We start from the raw sequence: 26,645 nt of genomic DNA, 5'->3' as shown, positions 1-26,645 counted from the left end.
TTTAATCGCACTTATTTAAAACGGGTCCTGAATACTTCGGGGGAATGCCCGGTATGTTTTTTAAAGAAACGGATAAAATAAGACACATCTTCATAGCCCAGCTGATCTGCGATAGCAGCTACCTGGTTGGCGGTGGCCAGCAGGTGTCTTTTAGCTTCCAGGATAATATATTCATTGATGAGTGCAGAACAGGGTTTACCGACTGTCGCTTTCGTAACGGCATTCAGCTGATAGGAAGAAAGATGCAGCAGTGCGGCATATTGCGATACCTGTTTATGAGTTGCGATATGTGTTTTGAACAGGTCATATAACTCCTCCAGTCGTTCCTGTGCATAAGCGTTTACATGATCCGGTAATTGCCTGCTGTGCTGACGCGCGAGTTCAATAAAGAACACCGTTAGCTGGGCCCTGATGGCCTCCTGGTATCTGTCGGCCTTTGCAATATATTCATCGGAAATATACGTTAGCAACGTCCATATCTTTTTACAGCTGTCTTCCGCCAGCTGGTAATAGTTATTGCTGCTGACTTTCCGCAACAGCTGGTCGTGCTGATAATAGAAATGAGGATGGAAGGCGATCAGGTAGCCTGCAGCTCCTGCTTTCAGGGTGAGCTGATGTACCTGCCCCGGCCGCATCAGGTACACGCTATGCGCCTCTACGGGGTAGGAGATAAAATCTATTTCATGATGGCCGCTTCCCTGTTTCAGTATCAGCAGGTAAAAAAACTCATGCCGGTGAAGTGGCTGCACCATGTCTTTCCCCGCAAGCAACCCACGCAGGTCCCTTATGCTGAACGCCGCAGCCTGGTCCGGACGTTCTGCCTCCATGTATCTTACCGGGATCTTTTCCATTAGTGCAAAATACTTTATTCTGTTAAATAGCACAGGGCACAAAAAAAGCGCCGGCAATCACATTACCGGCGCTCATTGCTATTTCACGTCTTACTTCCAGCCGCCACCAAGATTTCTATAAATATTGATGACTGCGTTCAGTTGTTGTTTTTTGGTTTCTATCAGTTCCAGTTTGGATTCCAGTGCATCGCGCTGTGTCATGAGTACTTCCAGGTAATCGGCACGGGCGGACTTGAACAGGTCGTTCGAAATTTCGATCGACCGGGTAAGGGCATCCACCTGTTGTGATTTGAGGCTGTAGCTCTTTTCCAGGTTGCTGATGCTGGACAGCTCATTGGACACTTCGAAATACGCATTTAAAATGGTACGCTCGTAGTTGTACATTGCCTGCAGCTGCCGGGAACTGGCATTGCTGAATTCTGCTTTGATAGCAGCCCTGTTGATCAATGGTCCGGCCAGATCACCCGCAAGTGAATACAGCAGCGACTCTGGTAACCGGAAGAGATAGGAGGGCTTGAAGGCCTGGAATCCTACTCCTGCAGAAATACCCAGGGAAGGATAAAACTCTGCGCGGGCTACTTTCACATCCAGTTTGGCGGCTGTTAATTCCAGTTCTGCTTTTTTGATATCCGGGCGATTGGCCAGCAATTGCGAAGGGATACCGGTATTGACAGTTGCCGGCAACGAATTGGTGAAGCTGTTCTGATCGCGGATAATTTCCTGCGGATAACGTCCCAGCAGGAAATTGATCTTATTCTCCGTTTCTTTAATATCCTGGAGAATATCGAATTCGAGGCTTTGTGACTTTAATACTTCCGCCTGGAATTTTTGTACTGCCAGTTCCGTTGCGCGGGTGGCTTCCTTCTGCACCTTTACAATATCGAGTGCATTTTTTTGCAGTTCGATGTTTTGTTTTACGATGCTCAGCTGATTATCCAGCGCCAGCAATTCATAGTAGGAATTAGCTACTTCTGCGATCAGGTTGGTGAGTACAAAGTTTTTACCCTCTATGGTCGACAGGTACCTGGTAACGGCCGCTTTTTTGGCGTTGTGCAGTTTCTTCCAGATATCGGCTTCCCAGGTGGCGTAAGCACCTACGGTAAAGTCGCCCAGCGGGTCGGGCATTTCTTTGCCGGGGGTAATTTCTGTGGAGGCATCACCTGCACCCTGACTGGTATACCGGCCTACTTTTTCTACGCCGGCGCCTGCGCGGGCGCTTACAGAAGGCAGTAAAGCTGAATGTCTGAGCCGGATATCATTTTTCGCAACTGCTATTTCCTGGAGGGTAATGAGCAGCTCCTGGTTATTTTTCAGAGCGGTATCAATCAGGGCTACCAGGTTTTTATCGGTAAAGAACCTGCGCCATTCAACTGCGGAAGCGTTGGTAGTGTCCTGGCTGTTGTCGTAGGATCCGGGAATAGCCTTGTTTTCAGCGGATGGCAGTATGGCCGGCACTTTACAACTGGCGATAGCCAGGCAGATGCTCAGCACACCAATGCCGTGTTGTATCCTGAATTTATACATTGTGATCAATTTCTTCGGTTAATGGATTCTCTTCTTCATCTTTTACAAGGGCATGCCCTTCTGCCAGTTTGCCGAATATGTAGTACAATCCGGGTATGATCAACACCCCGAAAATGGTTCCGAAAAGCATACCGCCGGCAGCAGCTGTACCGATTGTTTTGTTACCCAGCGCACCCGGTCCGGAGGCCAGCACCAACGGAATCAAACCTGCAATAAAGGCAAAGGAGGTCATGAGGATAGGCCGGAACCTTACCTTTGAACCTTCCATGGCAGCCTTTAGTACCGATTCTCCTGCGCGGTGTTTCTGTACGGCAAATTCTACGATCAATACGGCGTTTTTACCGAGCAAACCAATGAGCATCACCATAGCTACCTGTGCGTAGATATTGTTTTCCAGTCCCAGTGCTTTCAGCAGGAAGAAGGCGCCGAATATGCCCGGAGGCAGGGAAAGGATTACTGCCAGTGGCAGGATGAAGCTTTCATATTGTGCGGCGAGGATCAGGTATACGAAACCAAGACAGATCAGGAAGATGTAAATAGCCTGGTTGCCCTGTGCTACTTCATCTTTGGAGATACCTGCCCAGTCGATACCAAACCCGCGTGGCAGGCTCTTTTTAGCTACCTCATTGATTACCTTGATAGCCTCACCGCTACTGTATCCGGGAGCGGCGGCGCCACTGATTTCAGAAGCGTTGTACATGTTGTGCCGCGTGATTTCCGACAGGCCATACACTTTTTCCATTTTCATGAAAGCAGAGAAAGGCACCATCTCGTCGCGGTCGTTTTTTACATACAGCTTCAGGATATCATCCGGCAAGGCGCGGTACTGCGGTGATGCCTGTACAATTACTTTATACTGGCGGTCAAATTTGATAAAGCTGATTTCATAGTTACTTCCCACTAATGTAGAAAGGGTGTTCATCGCATTATCAATGCTCACGCCTTTTTGCTGGGCGATGTCGTTATCCACCCGCAGCATATATTGCGGAAAGCTGGCGCTGTAAAAGCTGAATACGGAAGACAGTTCCTTGCGTTTGCTCAGTTCTTTTACAAAGTCCTTGCTCACCGTTTCCATCTTCTTATAATCACCGGAACCGGCTTTGTCGAGCAGTCGTAATTCGAAACCACCTGCGGCGCCATAACCCGGTACGGCGGGCGGTTGGAAGAATTCAATGGTAGCTCCGGTAATATCTTTCGATTTCTCTTCCAGTTCACTGATGATTTCCTGGACAGAATGTTTCCGGTCTTCCCAGCTTTTCAGGTTAATCAGACAGGTACCGGAGTTGGAACCGGTTCCTTCTGTCAGGATTTCATAACCTGCGAGAGAAGATACGGATTGCACACCTTCAATTCCTTCTGCTACTTTTTGCAGTTTTTCCGCTATCTGGTTGGTCCTTTCCAGGGAAGATCCCGGAGGCGTTTGAATGATGGCGTAGAACATACCCTGGTCTTCGTTGGGGATGAACCCGGAAGGAACATTGTTGTTCAGGAACCAGGTGCCGGCGCAGAAAGCAAGGAGTACAATAAAAGTGAGTGACCGTCTGCTCACGATGGAGCCCAGTATTTTCTGGTATTTTCCGGAGGTGCGGTTGAAGGCATTGTTAAACCCATCCAGGAATTTATCCAACCCGTTTTTCTTCTTTTGTTTTCCGTGATTATTCTTCAGGATCATGGCACAAAGTGCCGGTGTGAGGGTCAATGCCACCACACCCGATAGAATAATAGCCGTTGCCATGGTAATGGAGAACTGGCGGTAGAAAATCCCTACGGGGCCGGACATAAATGCCACCGGAATGAATACCGCAGCCATTAAGAAAGTGATGGCGATGATGGCGCCACTGATTTCATGCATAGCTTTTTTAGTGGCCTTGAGCGGGGAGAGATGTTCTTCTTCCATTTTGGCGTGTACCGCTTCAATCACCACGATGGCATCATCCACTACCACACCGATGGCCAGTACGAGAGCGAACAGGGTGATGAGGTTGAGGGTGATTCCAAAGAACTGCATGAACATAAAGGTACCTACGAGCGATACCGGTACAGCCATGGCCGGGATGAGGGTGGAGCGCCAGTCGCCCAGGAACAGGAACACTACGATACCTACCAGGATAAAGGCTTCACCCAGGGTATGAATTACTTTTTCAATAGAGGCATCCAGGAATTTGGAGACGTCGTAACTGATTTCGTAATTCATGCCTTTAGGGAAAGAGTTTTCCTTGATCTCTTTCATTTTGGCTTTTACGTCCTTGATAACCTGGCTGGCGTTACTGCCGTATGATTGTTTCAACACGATCGCGGCAGAAGGTTTGCCGTTCAGGTTGGAATAGATATCATACATGGAGCTGCCGAATTCAATATCGGCCACGTCTTTCAGGCGGAGTATTTCCCCATTGGGGCTGGATCTTAAAATTACGTTTTCATATCCTTCCTTGCTGGTGAACCTGCCGGGATATTTCAGTACGTATTCAAAGGTCTGTGAGCGTTTACCGGAGCTTTCACCGGTTTTGCCGGGAGAGGCTTCCAGGCTCTGTTCTCCGAGTGCTTTCATCACTTCGTCGGCAGAGATCTTGTAAGCGAGCATACGATCTGGTTTCAGCCAGATCCTCATAGCGTATTCGCGGTTACCGAGGATGTCGGCAAAGCCCACACCATCCACACGTTTCAGCTCCGGTAAGATGTTGATATCGGCAAAGTTGAAAAGGAATTTCTGATCTGTTTGCGGGTCATCACTGTACAGGTTGATGTACATGAGCATATTGGATTCCTCGCGGGTAATCTTCACGCCTTCACGTACAACCAGTGGTGGTAATTTATTCACCACCGATGCCACGCGGTTTTGCACATTGAGTGATGCCTGGTTGGGATCGGTGCCCAGGTTAAATACAACCTGGATGGAGGCTTCTCCATCGTTACCGGCATCAGAGGCAATATATTTCAGTCCGGGAACGCCGTTGATGGCTCTTTCCAGGGGAATGATCACGGATTTGATCATCAGTTCACCGTTGGCTCCCGGGTATTCTGCAGTCACATTCACCTTTGGTGGTGAGATGGAGGGGAATTGCGTTACCGGTAACTGTGTAATAGCCAGCACACCCAGGAAGAGGATGATGAGGGAGATTACGATAGACAGTACCGGTCTCTGTATAAATTTATTAAACATTACACTACTCTGTTAGGATTGAACGATTACTCCGCTTTTAATCGCAGCTGGGAAATAACTTCCTCTGGTTTCCGGTATTCATAATTGATTTTGTCGTCATCTTTGGCTTTCTGAACGCCTTCGAGCAGAATTTTGTCGGTGGCGGAAAGACCATTTTCGATAACATACAGATCCGGCATCTGCCCACGGATGGCAATGTTCCGGGATCTTACCACGTTGTTGTGGTCGATCACAAAAACATAGAGTTTATCCTGGATTTCGTAAGTCGCCTTTTGTGGGATCACCAATGCTTTTGTGAGCGGAATAGTCATCTGGATTTTACCAGTTTCTCCATTCTTCAGCAGTTTATCGGGGTTCGGGAATCTTGCCCGGAAGGCGATATTGCCGGTTTCGTTGTTAAACTCACTTTCGATGGTTTCCACATCGCCTTTGTAGGGCAGCGGGAGGTTATTGGCCAGCAGCAGGCTTACTTTGCTGTTGCCACGGCCTTTGGCGTTGGTCGCATAATCCAGGTATTCCGGTTCGGATACATTGAAGTAGGCAAACATCTGGCTGTTGTCGGAGAGGGTGGTCAACAGGCCGCCTTCATCGATTACGCTTCCCAGTTTAAAAGGAATCCGGTCGATGGTGCCGTCGAACGGCGCCCGGATTTCTGTAAATGACAGGTGCAGTTTTGCCAGTGCCATTTCGGCTTTCGCCTGATCCAGCTTGGCTTGTGCTACTGCCTGTTCATTTTTGGATACGATGTTTTTATCGACCAGGGTTTTGGTGTTCTGCAGTTCTATTTCGGCGGCTTTGGTTTCCGCTTCTGCTTTCTGAAGTTCTGCCTCATATAATTTCGGCATGATCTTGAACAGCAGCTGACCGGCTTTTACGAACTGGCCCTCGTCTACATAGATGTTTTGCAGATACCCTCTTTCCTGTACCCGGATTTCAATGTTCCGGACAGATTTTATCTGTGAAACATATTCCTTGGTAAAAGCGGTGTCGATTTGCAGGGGGGTGGTAACAGTAAATTTACCAGCTTCTTCCTTTTCTTCTTTTTTAGGTTTACAGCTTGTTGAGTACAGCACGGCAAACAGGCCCGTAAACATGACAATTCTATTCATGATATTAAATGGATATTAAAGCGATGGCATGGTTGTAAAGGCAGAGATGCCTCTGGACGCAAAACAGTAGCAGCGGTCAGGAAATCTGAACGTATATCCGGTACAGGTAGCATAGATACACTGTCACCGGTTAAGTATGGTTACACTTTGGGCTACTGAGGCAGTGGATCTATCAGATCCTTAAAACGCCCTGGGTGATATAAATATAAGCGGGAAGCCCTGAAAATGGAGGAGGGGCTTTGAAGCATCTGCTGAGGTAGTCTGCAATAAATAGATGGGAGAGGGCCCAGTGAAACCGGGCTACCAGTTTGTATTTCCGGACAAGAAAACTGCTGTTGTCTTCTTCTACCACATCATCGCTGATGAGAGTTTCGTCGTCGTCATCTCCATCGCTTGCGCTGAAGGAGGCGTCGTCGGAAGTGTTGTCACCGGATGTTACATGTTGTTCGTTCTCCGTAAATTTTGGGGAAGTGTGATAGGTATTGTGATGAGGAGTACCTGTAAAAGCATAGCTATCTCCTCTTAGCAGCAGGAAACATAAGCATGCAAAAAATATAGCTACTCTCATTCGGGTGCCAAAAGTAATAAAACTTTGATACCAAAAAAAGAAACATCCACTGCTTTGCGTAAAAGAAACGTTATTTTTTAGTTACCACCGATTTTCTTGTACATATGACAATATCTTAATGTTTACTGGTGGCGGGAGCCGATTGGTAGATAATTTTCCCGTTGCGGATAGTATAGGCGATATCTGCAAAATGGCGGCTGTCGGTATGCGGATCTGCTTTTAGTAAGACGATATCCGCATCCATGCCTTTAGCAATGCGACCGCTGTGCGAAGCCATTCCAAACCGTTTTGCCGGTGCGGTGGTGAGGGTGGTGAGGATCTGGTCGAAGTTCAGTCCGGCCTGCGTCATCAGTATAAACTCTTCCGTGGTGGAGTACTCTGATACATAGCCCACATCTGTGCCAAAGAGAATTTCGCCGCCCGCTTTTGAGTAGGCGCCCAGTTGTTGCAGGGCCGTCGTCATCAGGGGATTATCTGCTGCTACAATATTTTTCCGCTCCAGTTCCCATTTGTACAATTTCAGGGTGGGAATGAGCGCTACGTGATGTTGCTTTAAAAGGGCTACCTCGTCGTTGGTCCAGCTGCGGTAACCATCCGGCGACACATGCGCGAGGATGTCTACACCGCCTTCGATGGCCATGGTGAGGCCGGTGTCGGCAGTAGGGTGGGCAAAAACGGGTTTATGAAATTTATGGGCGGTGGCGCTGGCGGCTTTGATTACTTCGAGCGGCATGGGCACTACTTTTTGTCCATCCGGGGAGGCAGACCATAGCTTGACACCGTCGGCGCCGGCCTGGAGTTGTTTGGTAACATAAGCCACGGCTTCTTCGGGAGTACCTATTTCCGGCAGTTTCAACGGGCGTACATAAAACGGGCTGGCATCAGGCGGAACGAATGGCATGCCTACCGTGAGCATGGCCGGGCCGTTTACTTCGCCGGAATTGATCCGGTCGCGAAGCGCCAGCAGGTTGGGGTAGTTTAAAGAAGCCAGATCGAATACATGTGTAAATCCATGGCTGTTGATCATGCTATCGAGCTGGTCGTTGAGCTGTGCCACCGGAATACTTTCGGCGTGGTTCCATTTGGGTTCCATAAAATGAACATGGTTGTTCCAGAAGCCCGCCATCAGCACAAGGCCTGTGCAATCGAGCACTTTCATGTGTGGAGGCACCTTTACCCGCTTCGGCTCACCTACGGCGATAATTTTACCGCCCTGCGTAATGACTATGCCATTATCAATGGGGGCAACGCCGGGTGCGGTGTAGATGCGGGCGCCTGTCAGCGCCAGTCCGGTGTTGGCGGGTGTTTGTGCATATGACAACCCGGAGAAAAGGGTCAGTAAAGCAAGCAAAAGCGTTTTCATGTGGCAATATTATGAGCTGATAAATCCGGGAGATTACCTCCGGAGCGATATTTTTATCCAAGATACATCCTGCCTTTGTTTCCGGTGGCGGGATGTGATCAGCAGGCACATTCCGTTACTGAAACCCCGTTTTCCTGTTACCAAACTTAATTCTTCTCCAGGAAGGAGATATCTACATAATACCTGCGGTCGTTTTGCTGGTCCACATATACGTCCAGCTTTTTATGAAGCGCCATATACGGTGTGGGATCCGACCAGATAAAGCCGCTTTTGAAACTGCTTTTCCGACCGGTAAGCGGGTTTTTCCCTTCGCAGCGGATATAAAAAGGATGACGGTGGTTGACATGCACGAAGCGGTTGACTTCAACGGAAAGAAAATCGGCCTGTATCAGCTGTCCGGATTGCAGGAGTTGTGCATGACGCCTGCTATTTCTCCTTCTTACGAGATGATAACCCAAACCGATGGCGCCGAATACAAATCCCAGTCCACCGGCTATCATAGCGCCAATATATTCACTCCAGCCCACCATTTTTGCCTCGTCCGGATTCTTCGGGTCGTAATAGATCCCCACGAATTCCCCGACTTTGTATCCCGGAGGATTGGAGGAGAAGGAAGGGGTATAACGATGTTCCTGTCCTTTATTGTCGGTATAGATGACGACCGGAGAATAGGTACTTCCGCCCCGGCTGCCGGAACTACCTCTCTGGATAAGATCCACCACATGACCGGTAGTTTTTACCGCGCCGGCGTCAAATTTTTGAATACTGTAAGAGATGACTGCGGCAATGACGAGCATCAGGACACCTACGGCCAGGAAGATATTAAAAACTAGAGAGACGGAACTGCGTTTCATCGGGGTTAAGCGGTTGAGTAAGTACGCAAGATAATAAAATCCGGGATCTTGAAAATTTTGAATCAGCCGGGAAAGGTAGTGTGATCAAGGGATTTTGAGTAAGTTTAATAGCCGGGCACAGGTGAAATAGCAGGATTTTTTTATTTTGTGGGAAGCCCAAAGACAATTCTTTACGATGAATTCAACCAAACAGATTTCAAAGCATTTCCGGGATGTACATTTCGGGGGTAACTGGACCAGCGTGAACCTGAAAGATACGCTGGCGGACATAGACTGGCAACAGGCTACCACGAAGGTTTACGACCTGAACACCATTGCGGTGCTGGTATTTCATATCAACTATTATGTGAGTGTGATATCAAAGGTCTTACAGGGAGAACCATTAAATGCGAGCGACAAATTCAGCTTCGATCTGTCTCCCATTACCTCCGAAGAGGAGTGGCAGGCATTGGTCGCGAAAGCGCTGTCCGAAGCGGAACAGCTGGCTATACAGATTGAGCAACTGGAAGAAGTACAGCTGGATCAGGATTTTACCGACCCTAAGTATGGCAGTTATGCCAGGAATTTACTCGGCGTTACGGAGCATACCCATTATCATCTTGGCCAGATCTCCCTGATAAAGAAAATACTCCTGCACAGGAGTGGCGGAGAAGCTTAGCCATACAATTTACTGCCAAAGGGTACAGGCCCCGGGTGTTAGTGCCCGGGTACCCATCTGAACAGGTCGTGTTCTTTCACGATGTACCCTAAGCCGGGCAATGGGAGATGATAACCCAGTACGCGTTGCCCGGAAGCAGCATAATCTTCCAGGATCTTACGGCGTGTGCAGGCAGCTAGCTCAAAATCAATATCGAAGACAGTTCCCCATTCCGGCCGGGCAAATAATACGATTTCATCGTGAAATATATCTGCCAGGTGTACCAGTTTTTCGTTACCCGAGTGTATACTGAACAGGCAGTGACCGGGCGTGTGACCAGGCGCCGCAATAGGCTGTAAGCAATCAAATAGCGGGGCTGTTTCATCAAAGAGTTGCAGCTTTGCCGCCACGGATGCAAAGAAGAACTGAATTTCTTTTTGCAGGATTGCCAGTTCAGCCGCCGGATGTTTACTTTTTGAGAAGTCGGCTTCGTTTTGCCAGTATTCAAATTCTTTTTCAGAGAGATGAATTTTTGCATTGGGAAACACCAATTGCTGGTTGTCTTCTGTTAATCCATTGATATGATCCGGATGAGCATGGGAGAGTACAATGTCCGTAACGTCTTCCGGCGCGATGCCTGCAGCGCGGAGGTTAGCGGGCAACTGACCTGCATGCGGTCCGGCCTTGCTACCATTGCCGGCATCTATCATCACAATGCGTTCATCGAAAAGCAGTACCAGGATATTATGCGGCAGGAGGAACGGTGTGCTTTTTTCGCGGAGTTGTGCCAGCGTATTTGCCGGGATACCCGGTGCAAAACAACGGGTGTCATAGGGAACGGCTCCATCCGTAATTAATATCATATCAAGTGTACCGAGGCGGTATTTAAAAAAGCCCGGTGTAACGGTATTGGCTGTGCTGTTAATCATCTTCCTTTTTTTAGCTGTTGGCAAAAATCACCAAAATGCCTAAAATTGTGCGAAAGTCCGGAAGAACAGGCTTAGTCCATAATTTTAGACCAATGGGAAAAACAGGTACCAGGAAAACAAAGGATTTTAATCCCACTAATTGCGCCGTTACTTATTGCATCAACATTATTGGTGGTAAGTGGAAACCGGTGATCATACACCTGATCCGTCAGCAAACAGACCGGTATAGCACGATGAGGAAGGCCATACCCGAAATCAGCAAGCAGACGCTTACCAACCAGTTGCGGGAACTGGAAACGGATGGCGTTATTGAGCGCATCGTTTTTGCGGAAGTGCCACCACGGGTGGAATACCGGATTACTACGCATGGTAAAACCTTGCTGCCTATTATTGATGCGATGAAGATATGGGGCCGGCAACAGATGGATCAATAAAATCTTACGGAAAAGGAATTGCATATTTGAGCAACCGGATAGTTGTGTATTACAAAAGGATGTTTATCTTTAGTAAAGGTCACTAACGACCCTAACCAAAATCTTTTGCCAAAAATTGCAAACTATGAAAAACAAGATTCTATTTGTCATCTGTCTGCTGTTCGGGTTGATGTTCATTAATGCAGGATTGAACAAGATCTTTAATTACATGCCGGTGCCAAAAGATTTACCGGAAAGTCTGATGAAAGTAATGGGCGCCTTTATGACCATCACCTGGCTGATGCCGTTGATTGCGGTGGCCGAAATTGTAGGCGGCATCCTTTTTATCATTCCTAAAACCCGTGCACTGGGAGCTGTTATTATTTTTCCGGTGATGATCGGGATTGTTTTAACACATCTTACGGTAGCGCCCTCAGGATTGCCTATGGCCCTCATTTTGCTGGTCATTGAGATCTGGGTGATTATCGAAAACCGTCATAAATATCTGCCAATGGTCAGTTAACACCATCAACAAATTAAGCAATGAAGATAAAAGTACATGAGATCGGAGACATCAGGATAGCAGAAATTGTTTCAGATGAAATATTGATCAACAGCCCGGAAGAAGCGCTTCAACTAATAGTGGATCTCTATTACCAGGATTTCAGCAAAATAATTATCCGGGAAGAAAATATTATTCCCGGATTCTTCGACCTGAAAACAGGTATAGCAGGAGAGGTACTGCAGAAATTCTCCAACTACAAGGCGCAGTTGACCATTGTAGGCAGCTTTACGAAATATCCCGGGAAGAGTATCCGTGATTTCATTTTTGAAAGCAATAAAGGCCGGCAGGTTAACTTCCTGGAGTCTGTGGAGCAGGCCGTGGAGAGATGGTCGAAATAATTTTTTATAAATAAAGGCAACGCCGCTTACATCTTCTGATGTGAGCGGCGTTGTTATTTTAAGGTAGTCCGTATTTATCTGAAAGAAGCGCTGATTTTGCCGAGGATCGTATCCATCCGGGCTTTTTCATTTTCGGGATACCTGATCCGTAAATGATACTGGGTATCATTTTTAAGGATGCTTTTCTGATAAAAGATGTAGTCAATACCATCTTTTTCGTGACCGCTGATCACGTACCAGTTTGGTTTAATAACGCTGTAAACAATATCTTTTTCAGATTTTAAGTTCCTGTTGTAGTCCGATTGAAAATCCGCCTGGGTGCGATGTCCCCACATTTCTACGGTCACGGATATTTCGCGGTCAAGGTCTGTTGTATACCATTGCAGGGTTTCAGCTGCCACGAGTAAGCCTTCTTTAAAATAACCGGGTAATTGCAGGGAGAAACCGTTTTTATGCTTGAATGTTTTCCAGGCAGTTTGCGCGTTAGCAGCATGGGTGGCAAAGCAAAGCAGCGTTGCCAGCAGGGCAGAAGACAGGTATTTCATAGGTTTTCGTTTAAAGATGGCAGATGTGTTTTTGTGTACCAGTTTTTTTGTTTTGTCAGCAACAGTTGTTTTACCAGTGTTACCGCCTGTTCAAACCGGGTGGTCCAGTTGCCCGTAATTTCTTCACAATGAATGCCGTATTTATCGAGGATGCGGCGATGAGCGTTGTCCAGCAGGTTACGCTCTTCTTCACTCAGCCGTGTACCATCCTGAACGTACGGCACATCATTATTCAGGTAAAGATATAGATCCGCCTCATTGCTTGCATATACGGCTGGGTCTATGTTTAGCGTCTCTCCAAAAGCATATTCGCCGTAGGATAAGGTAATATGAATATCGGTATCGATGATCAGCAGGGGACTATCGAGTGTGGCTATCCGGTTGATGCGGGCGGCATGTTCAGTGGCGATCGCATAAAGGTCGGTGATGCCGAAGTCGTTGGAGTCTGCAATCAGATCCCTTCCGGCTTCCGGTACCGCGCTACAATGGAAGTAGTTTGCCAGCAAGCCGGTGAGCGTTGTTTTGCCGGTAGATTCAGTGCCCAGTATGACTACTTTGATGGCGAGCGATTTTTTTACCGCATCGGGTAACCATTGCCAGTAGTCAAAGAGATCTGTCCTGATTTTTGTGGCGGATACCGGGTACAGGTTCTTTTCTTTGTTGAAGGGAAGGTGGCGGATGTTCATGAATCCTGCAACCAGGTCGCCATAGGGTTCAGAAGTCACTACGATCTGGTAATCCGGGAACAGTTGTTTGAACTCCGTTGCCCATATGGCAGATACGCCGGAAGAAGATTCGGACGTATTGGGTAATATGCTTTCGTCGTACGTGTAGGTGAGGATCTCTATTTGCGGGATATGCCGGAATGTTTCTTCCAGCCAGGCTTTTCTCACCGGGGGAGGTACCCGCTCCTGGTTGCTGCAGCAGATCAGGACCGATAAAAAATCGCAGGAAGCCAATGCAAAATTAATCATCGCCTCATGTCCTTTATGAAAGGGCATAAACTTTCCAAACACAAATGCTTTTGTCATACTGGTATCTCCGGTTATAGCACGCAATATTAAGGAATGTATCAGAAACTGTATTTAAAAGCTACGTAAACGTTACGAGGCGCCTGTACGAAATATTTCCGGGTGCCATCCTGATCTACGGATCCGTTGTTGTAATACCTGGCATTGGAAATATTATTTACAAAGAAAGACAGGGTATAACGGTCAAGGGTATACTGTATTCTGCTGTTCAGCAATACATATCCTTTGATGGTAGCTTCGTTGGCAAAATCGATATAGGATTGCGACTGGTATCGGCCGGATACGGCCAGCAGGAAATGTTTGTACTGGTAGGCTGCTTCCTGGTTAATGATCAGGGTGGGAGTGAGCACCGGCTGGAAGCTGGTGGTTTGTTCCCTGATACGACTGTAGTTGAAGGAAGAATTGTTGGTGAGGCAGAACGCCGGATGCAGCTGCCAGGTGGCGGATAATTCAACACCGGTGCGGAAGCTGCGGTTTACTTTATTGGTGAGCAATAATCCGTTCGGCCCCAGTTGCCCGTTTAGTACGATTTCATTTTTGAAATTCATATAGTAGCCATTCAGTGCGAGTTGTAATGACCGGTACCGGGTTCTGATGCCCAGTTCATGATCAGTAACCGATTCCGGATCGCTGTTAAAGATCAGGGGTTTGCCGGGAGCGCCGGGCAGCAGATCGTCGTTGCCGCCGAAGATGTCGTTGCGTGTGGGTTCACGACTGGTTTTCCCGATACTGTAATAGATACTTGTTTGCTGATCCAGGGCGAAGCTGATGCCGGCTTTTGGATTAACGAAGTGCCATTGCATCCGTTCAAAAGGTACGGCGCCTTTATAGTTAAAGGAGGAAAAGCGGTACTGGAGATCTGCATAGAAAGTAAATTGATGCAGGTAGTATTCTATTTTACTGAATGCGCTGACTTCATTTTTATAGCCATTGTTCCGGTACAATTCGCCGGCCTGACTGTCGGTGCCCCGGTGTTGGCGGGTATATACATTGCCATGCACGCCGGTGGTCCATTTAAACCGTTGGTAGGCGAGGGTGTAGTTGCTGAAAAAACCGGTGAAATGGGAGCGGAAGCCGTAGTTAAATAAGCTGCCGTCTGAGGGTGTTCCCATAAAATTATTGACATCAAAATCGTAGCCGCCTTTCAGGTAGGTGTAATAGATGCTGGAGCTGACGGTGGCATGAGCGCCGGGGTGCCAGTTGTTTTGTAACTGCACGAGGCCCTGGAAGAACTGGTCTTTTTCTGCTTTGGTATCCGCATTTGTTCTCCGGTCTTTTTCAATGAGGGAATCGGCTACGGGCAGCCATGCCATGCCGTTTTGCTGATGGCCGGCCATTACGTTTACTTTCCAGCTGCTTTTATCATAGAAAAGTCCGCCGCTGATAAAGATGGATTGGGAGTTATTGAAGGCATGGTATTTATAGCCGTCGGTGTACACCTGAGAGGCTCTCACATAAAGTGCTTTATGGTTTTTGATTCCGCTTTTATATTCTCCGAATACGCGGAAGCTGTTATAGGAGCCATATCCGGCCCCGATGGTAGTAGCGGAGGAATCGCTGAGGTCTGGTGAAAAGAGTTGTACGCTGCCGGCATAGCTTGCGGCGCCATTTTTGGAAGTACCTGCGCCTCTTTGCAGCTGAATCCGGCTGATGGAATTCAGGATGTCAGGGTAATTGGAAAAGTAGGCGCCCTGGTCTTCCGGTTCATTCAGCGGCATGCCATCCAGCGTGGTATTGATGCGGGTTTGGTCCATACCACGTAAACGGTAGTACGAATATCCCTGTTGATTGCCGGCATCCGAGTAAGCGGTAATGGAGGGTGTTTCAGCGAGCAGAAAAGAGGGTTCCTGACCGGTATTCTTCTCGCGTAATACTTTCATCTGGATGTTCTGCCAGGTGACAGGGGTAGATGTGTTGGCCTGGTAGTTAACGATTATTTCACCCAGGTGCCGGGTGCTGTCTTTGGGTGATGTTAAAGTATCCTGTGCATGGGCAAACAAACTTAACAACATGGAGGTGGCTAAAAGCAATTCTTTCATATCAGTCGCTGTGAATTTCTCCGGTAATGCCCTGCAATACCGGATTTATATATTAGTGTATTTATTACACAAATATAGGGCTTATATTGGAATCCGCATTAGTTTTCTTTTGTCTGCTGATTATTATAGGTACTGCTTTTACCAGCAGTTACAAAAACATCTTTGTCAAACTGTTTGCGGTGTTGCTTTTTATCGTATTGATAGTATTGCTCCTGCAGCAGTTTCAGTACCTAGGTCTCGAAGGCCGGTATGCTGTAACCCGTTAAGGCTGATTATTCCATCAGGATCTTCAACATACGCTGATAGTTATTTATAAACTGGTGCGACACTTTATAGTTCTCTGTTTCCGTGTATTTTCTTTTTTGTAGCCCATCTTCCGTGAGTTCATAAATATCTGCATCCGGGTAAGCCATTACAATAGGTGAGTGGGTGGCAATGATAAACTGTGAATTCTGCTGGATGAGATCATGCATTCTTGCCAGCATCGCCATTTGCCGGGAAGGCGAAAGGGCCGCTTCCGGTTCATCGAGGATATACAGGCCATTGCCGGAAAAGCGATGGGTAAACAATGACCAGAAGGATTCTCCATGTGATTGTTCATGCAGGGAAACACCTCCGTAATGACTGATCACCGGCGGACCGAATGGTTCCTTATCCAATTCCTCGATATTGCTGGCCACGTTGAAAAAGCTTTCACTTCTCAGAAAGAAACCATCTTTTGGCCTTATGGGAGCGCGCGCAATCCGGATATACTGATGTAGTGGAGAATGGGAAGAACGGGTAGAGAACTGAAAATTGACAGTGCCTCCTTCCGGGTTAAAACCGCAAGCCACCGCGATAGCCTCTATCAGTGTGGATTTGCCCATGCCGTTTTCTCCGGAGAGATAGGTTACTTTCGGATGGAATTTTAGCGTAGAAAGATTTCTGAGTGCAGGAATATTAAATGGATACTCATTAAAGGAGGTGACTTTATCCCGATTGTAGATCAATTCCAATATTCCTCTTTTGGCTATCATGGCGATTCTTTTGGTGAAAATAATAATTCCTGCCAGCATTATAGTAATATTGCGACCACAAATAAACGAAGTATGAAAAAGTTGTTAGCTGTAGTAACGTTCCTATGCCTGATGAATAATGTATTCTCTCAGTCAGCATCCAAAGACCAGAAAATTAAAGAATTAATGGAAGTAACCGGCTCAGGTAAACTTGGTGCACAGATCTCGCATCAGCTGATGTCTTCCTTCCAGACGCAGTTTCCCGAGGTGCCCGCTGAATTCTGGGAAAAGGCAAAAGCACAGGTAAAGCCGGAGGAGATCATCAACCTGAGTATACCGATTTACGCGAAATATTACACGGAAGAAGAAATTGTGGAACTGCTGAAATTCTATAAAACGCCTATCGGTCAGAAAGTAATCCAGGTAACACCTCAGCTGATGACGGAATCTATGGAAGCAGGCAGATCCTGGGGGAAAAAGTTAGCCGAAAATATTATCCAGGAGCTAAAAGAAAAAGGATATACCAGGGAGTAAATCAGCAAATCGGTATCCGCTCAGGAAGCCTTCCGGTCAAAAGATCAGAAGGCTTCTTTTTGTCCGGTATTTTCTTCGTATTTTGGTAGTCGTTGATCGTGAACCTCTAATACTGAACAGCACATGGTTGTAAGAAATATTTTTCGCAGATCGGTACTCTTTTTTTTGTTGCTGCTTTCTTTGGGCGCATCCGCGCAATCCGGTAATGCATCGGTCACGGATGTCAGCACAAGTATGCTTACCTGGATGAAGCACCTGAACAATGATGCAGATAAATATTATTCCGCTGAGAAAGCCGCTGACCTCAGCCAGCAGCTGGAATTCCTCAGGCAGGATCTCACGGTGTATATGAAAGCAAGGAAGAAATTGTCTGATAGCCTTTTCCGTAATAACATTGCACCCGGAAAGAAAGACCCGGATAATCTTGAAATGCTGAAAGGAAAAATGAGTACAGTGATGGAAAGGCTCCGTGGTGTGGCCGACCTGGTAGGACCTGCACTACAGGCGGAAGGTGACAAGCTGAATGAAGAGATTTATAATGTGCTGTATGACCAGCCCAACCGGTATTTGTCGAACCTGGAAGCGTTTCTGGGTGGCATGGATGTGAATAAAAAAGAACTCGCACTGGATGGGAGTACGAACTACTCGCGGCTGGAAGAATGCGTAAACCTCGCTACCACCTTACAGGGGAAGATAGATCGAAAGCGGAAGAAATAGGTGTTATAATCCTTTGCCCTTACTAACCCATTTGTTATTCCTGATATGAAAGCGATAGGGGAGTAACGCGTCTGCTCCGGCGTAATCCACGCCCACCCTTGTAGACGCAACAATCTGTTCATCAGTAACAGTAATTCCCGGTTCTATCCAGATGATTTCTCCTCTCAGATTTTCGCTGTTCAGACTGGCATTGATACCCATGGCCTTACTCAGGCTGCCCGGGCCGGCAGTAAGCAATGCGGAGGTTTTGGGATGATAACGCAGCTGCATGTCAGCAATGCCTTCTACCGGTTCCAGCGCCCGGATTAATACGGCGTGCGGAGTGTCTGCCACGTTAGTCACCACATTGAAAAGATAGTGAATACCATAGCAGAGATACACGTAAGCAGTGCCACCAGGACCGAACATCACTTCCGTGCGTTGGGTGCGGCGGTTATTCCAGGCGTGTGATGCCCGGTCGACAGCACCTGCGTATGCTTCCGTTTCCACAATGATGCCGGCGGTACGCACACCATTGAGTTGTGTTACGAGTTTTTTGCCCAGCAGCTGCCGGGCGACAACCGTCACTTCTTTTTGCTGATAAAATTTAAGTGGTAACTTCTTCATCGGATACTTGCTGAAGATGCCTGCCAGTGTTGTCCGGCGGCATTTTCTCAATAATACAGTAAATTCGTCACATGGTTTCCAATCGCGTTATTTTTTTTCTGTTTGAGGGCGTGCACCTGCTGGATCTGGCGGGAGCAGTCACCGTTTTTTATGAATCCGGTTGCTGCGGGAAGCCTTATGAACTCAGGTATGTATCACCTTATCCGCAGCCCGTTTCTTCTGCCGGATTGGGTTTCTCCAAAGTAGATCCACCGGAGGCAGTAACGGTAACGGCTACGGATATACTCCTGGTGGCTGGTATGGACCTGCGCAGCTGGAACCGGGACGACGATCATCGCTGGATGCCCTGGCTGCAGGCCGCTGCCGCTACCGGCGCTACCATCTGTTCGGTGTGCACCGCTGCATTTGCACTTGCGGCGGCTGGTTTGCTCGATGAACAAGATTGCACAACGCACTGGGCCTGGACCGCTACGTTACAACAGCAGTACCCACGGCTACGGGTCCAGGAAAACAAACTGTTTGTAAAAAGCGGTAAGATCTATACCAGTGCAGGCATTACCACCGGCATCGACCTGGCATTGTTCCTGGTGGAAGAACAACATGGTGCTGCTTTTGCCTGCACCGTCGCGAAAGACATGGTGGTCTATATCCGGCGGGATGGCATGGATGCCCAGCACAGCGTGTACCTGCAATACCGGCAGCATATCCACCACCAGGTACATGAGGTGCAGGATTATATTGTACAACATCTCCATGAAAAATTACCGATAGAAGAACTCGCTGCCCTGGTTTTTATTAGTCCACGTAACCTGACCCGGTTATTTAAATCCGCTACAGGCAGTACTATTGGCGAGTATATCCGCCAGCTGCGGCTGGAAAAAGCACAACATTTACTGAAAGCAGATCATAAACTGGCCTGGGTGGCCAAAGAATGCGGCTTTAAAGATCCGGACCAGCTCCGTCACCTGCTGAAAAAAGAAACCATGCTGTAGTAGTTGTCCGGATTAACGGTATACTTGTCCTTATTTGTGTTCTTCCCGTGTAGTAGCTTTGGGGTATAAATGATACCTGCATGAAACAATGGCTGCTACTGTTTTTCCTATGCCTGCCCTTTACTATATGGGCGCAAAATAATCCCCCCGTGTACGTTTGTCCGCCTTGCGGCGCCTGTGATACGATCTCGTTTCATCAACCGGGTACCTGTCCTCATTGTGGCATGACGCTGATTAAAAAAGAAGATGCCACCCTAAATACACGCACTATGACGATTTGTTTTTATCTCTACGATGGAGTAGAAATTCTCGATTTCGCAGGACCGATGGAAGTATTTTCCTATGCCGGTTTCAAGGTGTTTACCGTTTCAAAAAAGAAAGCGCCGCTGTTATCCCAGGGGATCCTGAAAGTGATACCCGACTACAGTATTGCCGATGCGCCGCCGGCAGATATCTTTGCCGTGTTCGGTGGTGATGATGAGGTAGCAGCCAATGATCCCGAAGTGATCCGCTGGATTCAATCGCGCGATAAAGCCACCAGCAGCTACTTTTCAGTATGTACCGGCGCATTTATACTGGGTAAGGCCGGGCTGCTGGACCATCTCACGGTAACTACCTTTCATAAAAGTATAGCCAATCTGCAAAAGGCGGTGCCCAGTGCGAAAGTACTGGAAAAGGTACGGTATGTCGATAATGGCCGTGTGATCACCACCGCTGGTATTTCTGCCGGTATAGACGGCGCACTGCACCTGGTTTCCAAATTAAAAGGCCCGGCAGCAGCAGCCATGGTGGCCCAGCATATGGAGTACGATAAATATGTACCGGAACAGGGGATGGTGATTGTTCACTGATCCTTTATTTACGGGTAGTTTTGCGTGGTAACAGTGCTGCTTTTTCCATCGCGTTCTTTAACCGGAATTTAGTCATTTTGGTAATAAGACTTACGGGCAGCTGCTGATCCAGTGGAAATTGAACAGAGCCTTTACCGGTTGTATATTTTGATAGTTCCTTTGCAAAAGCTTCATGGGTAACCGGCAGGGCATAGAAGCCGATATGGTTTTTGAAGGCGGCAAAATGAACCAGGTTACGGCCATTGACCATCATAGTAGGCATCGCGTATTTGATGGCTTCTTCCGCGCCCGGGATGGCTTTCTTCAGCGTGCTGCGCATCAGCGTCAGTCTTTCCTGCACGTTTTCCGGAAAACCGGCTATATATTCATCAATGTTTTTAGGAAGGATACTTTTCATAACAGCGCTTTGTGATACAAACTTACTACACCTGTTCCGGTTTGAAGCGGTGCGGAAGCGACATAATCAAGGTATAGATACGACAAACCATTGTTTATGCTAAAATACATCCAGTAATAGTCACTTTTGATACATGAAGCCGTGGAGTGATCGGTTAACTTTAACCGCATCAACAGAACAGGTATCCAGGTATATGATAAAAACAATCTTATTGAGCTGCGCGCTGGCACTGACAGGCTATAGCAGCATAGCACAGGCGCAGCTACCTTCCGGTAAACCCAGTCCGGCGCAACAGGCGATGATCAATCGCGGCTACGGCATGTTTATCCACTTTGGCATCAACACTTTCGCGGACGTGGAATGGTCCGACGGTACCATTCCTGCAGAAAAATATAATCCCACACAACTGGATCCGGATCAATGGGTGCGAACCGCCAGGGATGCCGGTTTTCGCTATGTACTGCTTATTACCAAACATCACGACGGATTCTGTTTATGGGACAGCAAATACACCACTTATGATGTGGCTTCTTCCCCGGTAAAAACGGATGTGGTCAGGGCCGTTTCCGATGCCTGTAAAAAGTACGGATTGCAGTTTGCCATTTATTATTCGCTGTGGGACCGGCACGAACCCTCCTACAAATCACCGGATAAACAATTGTACGTAAACTATATGCTGCATCAGCTGACCGAATTGTTTACCAATTATGGCAATATCTGCGAACTGTGGCTGGATGGCGGCTGGGATCGCAAGCCTGAAGAATGGGGCATTGAGCAGGTATATCAGCTGGTGAAAAAATTTAATCCCAATTGCGCGGTGAGCGTAAATCATACCATCGTGAACGAAGAAGGACAACGCAATTTCACGCTGCCTTCAAAGATGACGGAAGATAATAAATATTACTTCCAGTATTTTCCTTCCGACTTCCGTCTCTGGGACCCGAAGCTCATCACGCGATTTGATAAGAAGCAGTATCTTCATAATGGCCAATCCTATTATCTCCCATTCGAACACACATTGTGTATCAGCAATCGTTGGAACTGGTTTGAAAAATCTACGCAACTGCCGGTGCGTGACCTGGATGAACTGGAAGAATTGTTTTACTGGTGTACGGACAATAATAACTGTCTTGTGATGAATGTACCACCGGATCAGACAGGCAGGATCCGGGAGTACCAGGCGTTAGCGGCGATTGAGCTTGGGCAGCGGCTGGGGTTGTCGCTTAAAAAGCCATTGCCAAAGAACGGCCGCTTTATCTCGCTGCAAAAAACCGCATCCGCTTCGAGCGTCTGGCACGATAAGGAAAACATATATGCAGCAAATGCGGTGAACGATGGTAATCTCGACAGTCGATGGGCTTCCTCAGATACGCTGGCCAGCCTGGAAATAACCCTTAATCCGGCAGATGCGTTCAATAAGATCAGCATCTTTGAATACAAGGATACCAAAGACCTGGCAGATGGGTTTTCACAGGCAAGGTTACCGCGCATACAGGCGTATGCTGTTGACATACAGCAAAACGGACATTGGGACACCATTTATTTAGGTGATGCCCCGATGGGCGATTGTAAAGTGATCCGCTTGCCCCGTCGTTATCAGGCTTCCAGGCTGCGTTTCAGGGTGACGAAAGCTACTGCGCCGCCTTCTCTTTATGAAATATCCGTAATAGATATGAAATAACTAAACGGGGTGATATCTTATTTTGATATCGCCTCGTTTTTCTTACTTTTATGCGCTATGGAAAATATCAAATGGGGAATTATCGGTTGTGGAGATGTAACGGAAGTGAAAAGCGGACCGGCTTTTAATAAGGTGCCGCATTCATCGCTGGTAGCAGTTATGCGCAGGGATGGCGCTAAGGCGGCCGACTATGCTCGCCGGCATGGTGTGCCCAAATGGTACGATAACGCTGATCAGCTGATCAATGATCCCGATGTTAATGCCATATATATTGCTACGCCACCTTTGCAGCATGAGGCGTATACTATTCAGGCTTTGGCCGCCGGAAAACCGGTATATGTAGAAAAGCCCATGACGCTGGATGCGGCATCCGCTGTGCGTATGAACGAGGCGGCAGAAAAGTATGGGGTAAAGCTCAGTGTGGCGCACTACCGCAGGGCGCAGCCCATGTTTTTAAAAATAAAGGAACTGCTGGCAGATAAGGCAATCGGCGATGTACGCTTTGTATCGCTGCAAATGCTGCAACCACCTGCTTCTAATCTGATAGCCGCATCCGCTACCAACTGGCGGGTAGATCCCGCCATATCCGGCGGAGGCCTGTTTCATGATCTGGCTCCGCATCAGCTGGACCTGATGATTTATTTTTTCGGACCAGCGCAACATGCCGCAGGCATCGCTGTAAACCAGGCAAAAGTTTATCCTGCAGATGACCTGGTAACCGGACATATCCTGTTTGAAAACGGGATTGTTTTTAATGGTACCTGGTGTTTTACCGTAGCAGCAGGAGACAGGCTGGACCTGTGTGAAATAACCGGTTCCACCGGTAAAATTACGTTTCCCGTATTTGGTAACAGTATGACCCTTCATCAGGATGGCATCGCGGTGGAATTTACTTTTGACCCTTTGCCACATGTACAACAACCGATGATAGACGAAGTGACCAAGTATTTCACCGGGAGGGGAGAAAACCCTTGTTCTGCTGAGCAGGCTTTACTATCGATGAGGTTAATGGATTGCTTCACAAAAAAATAAAATAACCCGGAAATACTTTCTGAAGAAAGATAATAACAGCTGGTGGATTTTCCGCCAGCTGTTTTTTTTGAAAAAAAAGTCCGTTCAAAGCTTGACTCTTACGCTACGTCATACCCTACCTTTGTTTTAATCAAACCCATCTTCTTATGAAGCAGTATCCGGTAAATAAGCTGGCAAAGTTGGCTGGTGTGAGTGTGCGCACGCTCCATTACTACGATCAGATTGGTTTGCTGACTCCATCCGTCCGTACCGCTGCGGGGTATCGGCTGTATGGCGAAAGCGAATTGCTCCGGTTGCAGCAGATTCTTTTTTACCGGGAGCTGGAAGTGGAACTAAAGGATATCTGCAGTATCCTGGATGATCCTGACTTTGATCTGCTTCATGCGTTGGAAGGGCACCGGCGGATGCTCCTGCTAAAGAGAGAGCGTATAGAAACGCTGGTGGCTACAGTAGAAAAAACACTTTTTCACCTGAAAAACAAAGTAAACATGAATGTAGAAGATTTATATGCAGGCTTACCCAAAGAACAGGCGGAAGCCTGGCGCCGGGAGGCGCAGTCAAAATGGCCGGAGCAGGTAGCACATACAGAAAAGCAGCTATTGCAGATGGATACAGACAGCTATCAGCAATTGCAGGAGGGGTTTAAATCTAATTGGGAGCGACTGGCAGCCGCATCGCACCTGGACCCTGCCAGTGAACAGGTACAGCAGGAGATAGCCCTGCATTACGGTTATATCCTGCAATTCTGGGGCAAAACAGGTAACCAGGCAGCAACTTATGAAGGACTAGGTGATTTGTTGGCTAACGATGAACGATATACGAAAGTAAATGGCTTAGCCAATCCGGCATTTGGTTTATTCATGCAACAGGCAATCCGCGTCTATGTACAGAGAAATCTGCGGTAAAAACTGAAATACAGATATTGCTCTTTGAAAAAATGACGAAGTGTCCTTATCAGTCAGTGAGGCGCTTCGTCATTTTATTTTTCAGTGTTTATTGGCCCTGTTATTCAAAAAGAATAAATTTAAAGGATGCCACTCAGTAAAAGGAAGCAACAGGCGCTATTTCTTTTAGCATATCAATATGCTTTTTCCGGTTCCACTAAAAGGCGGAATTGGAAAAAGATATTTTCATTGTGGGAGACAGCTGCTTCCGCTGGTCATAGAAGAGCCCAGTTTTATACAGGTACCTGTTATGATTTTGGCAAGGGAGTAGCCAAAAATGTTGAAGCCGCTTTTTACTGGTACCTGAAAGCAGCCATGCAGGGGCATATGGATGCTCAGTATAACGTAGCACTTTTTTTCAGGAAAGGAGAGTATGTAAACCAGGATCATGAACGGGCTGTTAAATGGTTCCGGCTTTCGGCAAAACAGGGGGATATCGAGGCGAAACGGGAATTGGGATACAGTTATTTTTATGGCTATGGAGTGGCGCAGGATCAGCAACAGGCGGTGATTTGGTATAGGCTGGCGGCTGCAAAGCAGGATGCCAGGGCAATGTACAACCTTGCGCTTTGTTATAAGTTTGGTGAAGGTGTGGGTTTATCCGCCCGTTGGGCCAGGTATTATTTTGAGAAGGCGGCGGATGCGGGGCATAAAGGTGCCGGGAAAGAATTGCGAAAACTTATCTAGCTGCCCCCTACTTTAGTTGTAATGTTTCTCTGCTATTTTATGATCTGATTTTTTTATCGCAAATTAGCGCCGTAAACACAAATTAACCTATAATGAAGTACTTGTTTCTGGCAGCATGCCTGTTTGTGACCTCGCATTTGTCTGCCGCCCCCATTACCACCACAGAAGATTCTACGGAGATTTTTCAAAGAGAGATGAACAACTTTGTGGATTCCGTTAAAAAAGCCCAACACTATGAAACCGGTAGTATCAAACTGGAAGGTGGTAAAGCTGAAATAAAAGTGCCTGCCGGATTTAAATTTCTGAACAAGAAGCAGAGCCAGTATGTGCTGACTACTCTCTGGGGCAATCCGCCGGAAAGTTCCAGCAATACACTGGGGATGATTTTTCCAGAAAACTCAGATCCTTTTGCAGATAGCAGTTATGCGTTTGTGGTGGAGTATGAAGACATCGGTTATGTAAAAGATGACGATGCGGAAAAGATTGACTATAAAGAAATGATGAAGAATCTCCAGGAAGGAGAACAGGCATCCAATGAGGAACGCGCTAAACAGGGTTATTCCGGTATTCACCTGATTGGATGGGCACAGCAGCCTTTTTACGACAAGCAGAATAAAGTGTTACACTGGGCAAAGGAAATCCGTTTCGATGACCAGGAAGGCGCTCATACGCTGAACTATGAGATCCGTATCCTGGGTCGGCATGGTGTGCTGTCGCTGAATGCCGTTTGTAAAATGAGCGAATTACCAATGGTAAAAGCTGATATCAGTAAAGTACTGCACATGGCTACTTTTACGGATGGAAATACCTACTTTGATTTTGATCCTAAAGTTGATAATGTGGCGGCATGGTCTATCGGTGGACTGGTAGCTGGAAAAGTATTGGCGAAAGTAGGGTTCTTTGCTATTATCCTGAAATACCTGGCAGCTGGCTGGAAGTTCATTGCACTGGGCTTTATGGCGCTGATCGGATTTTTTAAACGTATGTTCAGCCGCAAAAAAGAGCAGAAATATGTGGAAACTTTCAACACCACCAGCGAAGAAGGGCATGCGGAAGAAGAGGTGGCGGCAGGTACCGTAAATGAACAGACAGATCTGCCGGCATCCCCGGAAGGAGGGCAGCATCCGGAAGATAAAGCAGTATAAAAAATTATTAAAGTTTGCAGGTACGGGTATCTCGGTGTATGGGATGCCCGTATTTTTTTCTGTTTCCGGGAGATGATCATAGCGGATCCGTATGGTACCCCTTCGCCTTTACCGGCAAAAAACTTGTTTTTACCGGTA

Annotated in this window: 27 protein-coding genes and 1 pseudogene; 14 read left to right on the top strand and 14 right to left on the bottom strand. The window is 47.3% G+C overall.

Annotated elements, in window-relative coordinates; translation table 11 throughout:
• Window positions 1–11 precede the first annotated feature (11 nt).
• The 7 genes from BMW79_RS23375 to BMW79_RS23345 form a co-directional block, all read right to left on the bottom strand.
• The gene (locus BMW79_RS23375; protein ID WP_089898619.1) at window positions 12–851 is read right to left on the bottom strand and encodes a helix-turn-helix domain-containing protein; all 840 of its coding nucleotides are present in this window, start codon (window positions 849–851) and stop codon (window positions 12–14) included.
• Window positions 852–941: 90 nt separating this feature from the next.
• Window positions 942–2,375, bottom strand: a complete 1,434-nt coding sequence (locus BMW79_RS23370; RefSeq protein WP_089898616.1) for a TolC family protein — start codon at window positions 2,373–2,375, stop codon at window positions 942–944.
• On the bottom strand, window positions 2,368–5,535 hold the full coding sequence (locus BMW79_RS23365; protein ID WP_089898614.1) for an efflux RND transporter permease subunit: 3,168 nt from the start codon (window positions 5,533–5,535) through the stop codon (window positions 2,368–2,370). Before BMW79_RS23365 ends, BMW79_RS23370 begins: the two co-directional genes overlap by 8 nt.
• A 26-nt stretch (window positions 5,536–5,561) precedes the next feature.
• Window positions 5,562–6,644 carry an efflux RND transporter periplasmic adaptor subunit gene (locus BMW79_RS23360; protein WP_089898611.1) on the bottom strand — a complete coding sequence of 361 codons (1,083 nt, stop codon included), beginning with the start codon at window positions 6,642–6,644 and terminating at the stop codon, window positions 5,562–5,564.
• 172 nt (window positions 6,645–6,816) lie between these two features.
• The gene (locus BMW79_RS23355; protein ID WP_089898608.1) at window positions 6,817–7,212 is read right to left on the bottom strand and encodes a hypothetical protein; all 396 of its coding nucleotides are present in this window, start codon (window positions 7,210–7,212) and stop codon (window positions 6,817–6,819) included.
• Window positions 7,213–7,327: 115 nt separating this feature from the next.
• Complete coding sequence (locus BMW79_RS23350) at window positions 7,328–8,575, bottom strand: amidohydrolase family protein (protein WP_089898606.1); 1,248 nt, start codon at window positions 8,573–8,575, stop codon at window positions 7,328–7,330.
• A 146-nt stretch (window positions 8,576–8,721) separates the two neighbouring features.
• The gene (locus BMW79_RS23345) at window positions 8,722–9,429 is read right to left on the bottom strand and encodes a DUF3592 domain-containing protein (RefSeq protein WP_089898603.1); all 708 of its coding nucleotides are present in this window, start codon (window positions 9,427–9,429) and stop codon (window positions 8,722–8,724) included.
• Between the two features lie 175 nt (window positions 9,430–9,604).
• Between BMW79_RS23345 and BMW79_RS23340 the strand changes: the two genes are divergently transcribed.
• Complete coding sequence (locus BMW79_RS23340) at window positions 9,605–10,087, top strand: DinB family protein (protein WP_089898601.1); 483 nt, start codon at window positions 9,605–9,607, stop codon at window positions 10,085–10,087.
• 38 nt (window positions 10,088–10,125) lie between these two features.
• Here the strand turns inward: BMW79_RS23340 and BMW79_RS23335 are convergent, their stop codons facing one another.
• A complete protein-coding gene (locus BMW79_RS23335; RefSeq protein WP_089898598.1) occupies window positions 10,126–10,995 on the bottom strand; it encodes an MBL fold metallo-hydrolase in 870 nt (289 codons plus the stop codon).
• Between the two features lie 92 nt (window positions 10,996–11,087).
• Between BMW79_RS23335 and BMW79_RS23330 the strand changes: the two genes are divergently transcribed.
• From BMW79_RS23330 to BMW79_RS23320, 3 genes are all read left to right on the top strand, one after another.
• Window positions 11,088–11,429, top strand: coding sequence for a winged helix-turn-helix transcriptional regulator (locus BMW79_RS23330; RefSeq protein ID WP_089898596.1), 342 nt, complete (start codon window positions 11,088–11,090; stop codon window positions 11,427–11,429).
• Window positions 11,430–11,553: 124 nt separating this feature from the next.
• A complete protein-coding gene (locus tag BMW79_RS23325; protein WP_089898594.1) occupies window positions 11,554–11,931 on the top strand; it encodes a DoxX family protein in 378 nt (125 codons plus the stop codon).
• A gap of 20 nt (window positions 11,932–11,951) precedes the next feature.
• A complete protein-coding gene (locus tag BMW79_RS23320) occupies window positions 11,952–12,311 on the top strand; it encodes a DUF4180 domain-containing protein (protein ID WP_089898592.1) in 360 nt (119 codons plus the stop codon).
• Window positions 12,312–12,385: 74 nt separating this feature from the next.
• Here BMW79_RS23320 and BMW79_RS23315 read toward each other — a convergent pair whose 3' ends face one another.
• The 4 genes from BMW79_RS23315 to BMW79_RS23295 all read right to left on the bottom strand — a co-directional run bounded on the left by BMW79_RS23315 (window position 12,386) and on the right by BMW79_RS23295 (window position 16,981).
• Complete coding sequence (locus BMW79_RS23315) at window positions 12,386–12,856, bottom strand: hypothetical protein (RefSeq protein ID WP_089898590.1); 471 nt, start codon at window positions 12,854–12,856, stop codon at window positions 12,386–12,388.
• Window positions 12,853–13,887, bottom strand: a complete 1,035-nt coding sequence (locus BMW79_RS23310; RefSeq protein WP_089904141.1) for an AAA family ATPase — start codon at window positions 13,885–13,887, stop codon at window positions 12,853–12,855. The genes BMW79_RS23315 and BMW79_RS23310 overlap by 4 nt, the downstream gene beginning before the upstream one ends.
• A 41-nt stretch (window positions 13,888–13,928) precedes the next feature.
• Complete coding sequence (locus tag BMW79_RS23305; RefSeq protein ID WP_089898588.1) at window positions 13,929–15,926, bottom strand: TonB-dependent receptor; 1,998 nt, start codon at window positions 15,924–15,926, stop codon at window positions 13,929–13,931.
• A gap of 272 nt (window positions 15,927–16,198) precedes the next feature.
• Window positions 16,199–16,981 (bottom strand): AAA family ATPase, encoded by a 783-nt coding sequence (locus BMW79_RS23295; RefSeq protein WP_218150421.1) that lies wholly within the window; start codon window positions 16,979–16,981, stop codon window positions 16,199–16,201.
• Window positions 16,982–17,014: 33 nt separating this feature from the next.
• Here BMW79_RS23295 and BMW79_RS23290 point away from each other — a divergent pair, with 33 nt between their 5' ends.
• Together BMW79_RS23290 and BMW79_RS23285 are read left to right on the top strand one after the other, a co-directional pair.
• Window positions 17,015–17,455 carry a DUF2059 domain-containing protein gene (locus BMW79_RS23290; RefSeq protein ID WP_089898584.1) on the top strand — a complete coding sequence of 147 codons (441 nt, stop codon included), beginning with the start codon at window positions 17,015–17,017 and terminating at the stop codon, window positions 17,453–17,455.
• Between the two features lie 123 nt (window positions 17,456–17,578).
• Entirely contained in the window at window positions 17,579–18,172 is a 594-nt protein-coding gene (locus BMW79_RS23285; RefSeq protein ID WP_089898582.1) for a hypothetical protein, read from the top strand.
• Window positions 18,173–18,175: 3 nt separating this feature from the next.
• Here BMW79_RS23285 and BMW79_RS23280 read toward each other — a convergent pair whose 3' ends face one another.
• A complete protein-coding gene (locus BMW79_RS23280) occupies window positions 18,176–18,829 on the bottom strand; it encodes a DNA-3-methyladenine glycosylase (RefSeq protein ID WP_245752641.1) in 654 nt (217 codons plus the stop codon).
• Window positions 18,830–18,849: 20 nt separating this feature from the next.
• Between BMW79_RS23280 and BMW79_RS23275 the strand changes: the two genes are divergently transcribed.
• From BMW79_RS23275 to BMW79_RS23270, 3 genes and pseudogenes are all read left to right on the top strand, one after another.
• Entirely contained in the window at window positions 18,850–19,770 is a 921-nt protein-coding gene (locus BMW79_RS23275) for a GlxA family transcriptional regulator (protein ID WP_089898581.1), read from the top strand.
• 80 nt (window positions 19,771–19,850) lie between these two features.
• Window positions 19,851–20,000, top strand: a pseudogene (locus BMW79_RS34415) (heavy metal-binding domain-containing protein); the annotation flags it as partial.
• Window positions 20,001–20,039: 39 nt separating this feature from the next.
• On the top strand, window positions 20,040–20,621 hold the full coding sequence (locus tag BMW79_RS23270) for a DJ-1/PfpI family protein (protein WP_177192300.1): 582 nt from the start codon (window positions 20,040–20,042) through the stop codon (window positions 20,619–20,621).
• Window positions 20,622–20,625: 4 nt separating this feature from the next.
• Here BMW79_RS23270 and BMW79_RS23265 read toward each other — a convergent pair whose 3' ends face one another.
• Window positions 20,626–21,018, bottom strand: a complete 393-nt coding sequence (locus BMW79_RS23265) for an iron chaperone (protein ID WP_089898577.1) — start codon at window positions 21,016–21,018, stop codon at window positions 20,626–20,628.
• Window positions 21,019–21,211: 193 nt separating this feature from the next.
• Here BMW79_RS23265 and BMW79_RS23260 point away from each other — a divergent pair, with 193 nt between their 5' ends.
• The 5 genes from BMW79_RS23260 to BMW79_RS23240 all read left to right on the top strand — a co-directional run bounded on the left by BMW79_RS23260 (window position 21,212) and on the right by BMW79_RS23240 (window position 26,507).
• Window positions 21,212–22,699 (top strand): alpha-L-fucosidase, encoded by a 1,488-nt coding sequence (locus BMW79_RS23260; RefSeq protein ID WP_089904133.1) that lies wholly within the window; start codon window positions 21,212–21,214, stop codon window positions 22,697–22,699.
• Between the two features lie 57 nt (window positions 22,700–22,756).
• Window positions 22,757–23,731: a Gfo/Idh/MocA family protein gene (locus BMW79_RS23255; protein WP_089904130.1), complete on the top strand. Its 975-nt coding sequence runs from the start codon at window positions 22,757–22,759 to the stop codon at window positions 23,729–23,731.
• A 146-nt stretch (window positions 23,732–23,877) separates the two neighbouring features.
• The gene (locus tag BMW79_RS23250; RefSeq protein WP_089898575.1) at window positions 23,878–24,636 is read left to right on the top strand and encodes a MerR family transcriptional regulator; all 759 of its coding nucleotides are present in this window, start codon (window positions 23,878–23,880) and stop codon (window positions 24,634–24,636) included.
• 228 nt (window positions 24,637–24,864) lie between these two features.
• Window positions 24,865–25,362 carry a tetratricopeptide repeat protein gene (locus tag BMW79_RS23245; protein ID WP_177192299.1) on the top strand — a complete coding sequence of 166 codons (498 nt, stop codon included), beginning with the start codon at window positions 24,865–24,867 and terminating at the stop codon, window positions 25,360–25,362.
• A 92-nt stretch (window positions 25,363–25,454) separates the two neighbouring features.
• A complete protein-coding gene (locus tag BMW79_RS23240) occupies window positions 25,455–26,507 on the top strand; it encodes a DUF2167 domain-containing protein (protein WP_089898570.1) in 1,053 nt (350 codons plus the stop codon).
• Window positions 26,508–26,645 lie beyond the last annotated feature (138 nt).

It is taken from the genome of Chitinophaga arvensicola (assembly GCF_900110835.1).
Classification (GTDB): Bacteria; Bacteroidota; Bacteroidia; order Chitinophagales; family Chitinophagaceae; genus Chitinophaga; species Chitinophaga arvensicola.
Note: the sequence above shows the minus strand (reverse complement) of the source record. Positions and strands in the feature narration are given on the sequence as shown.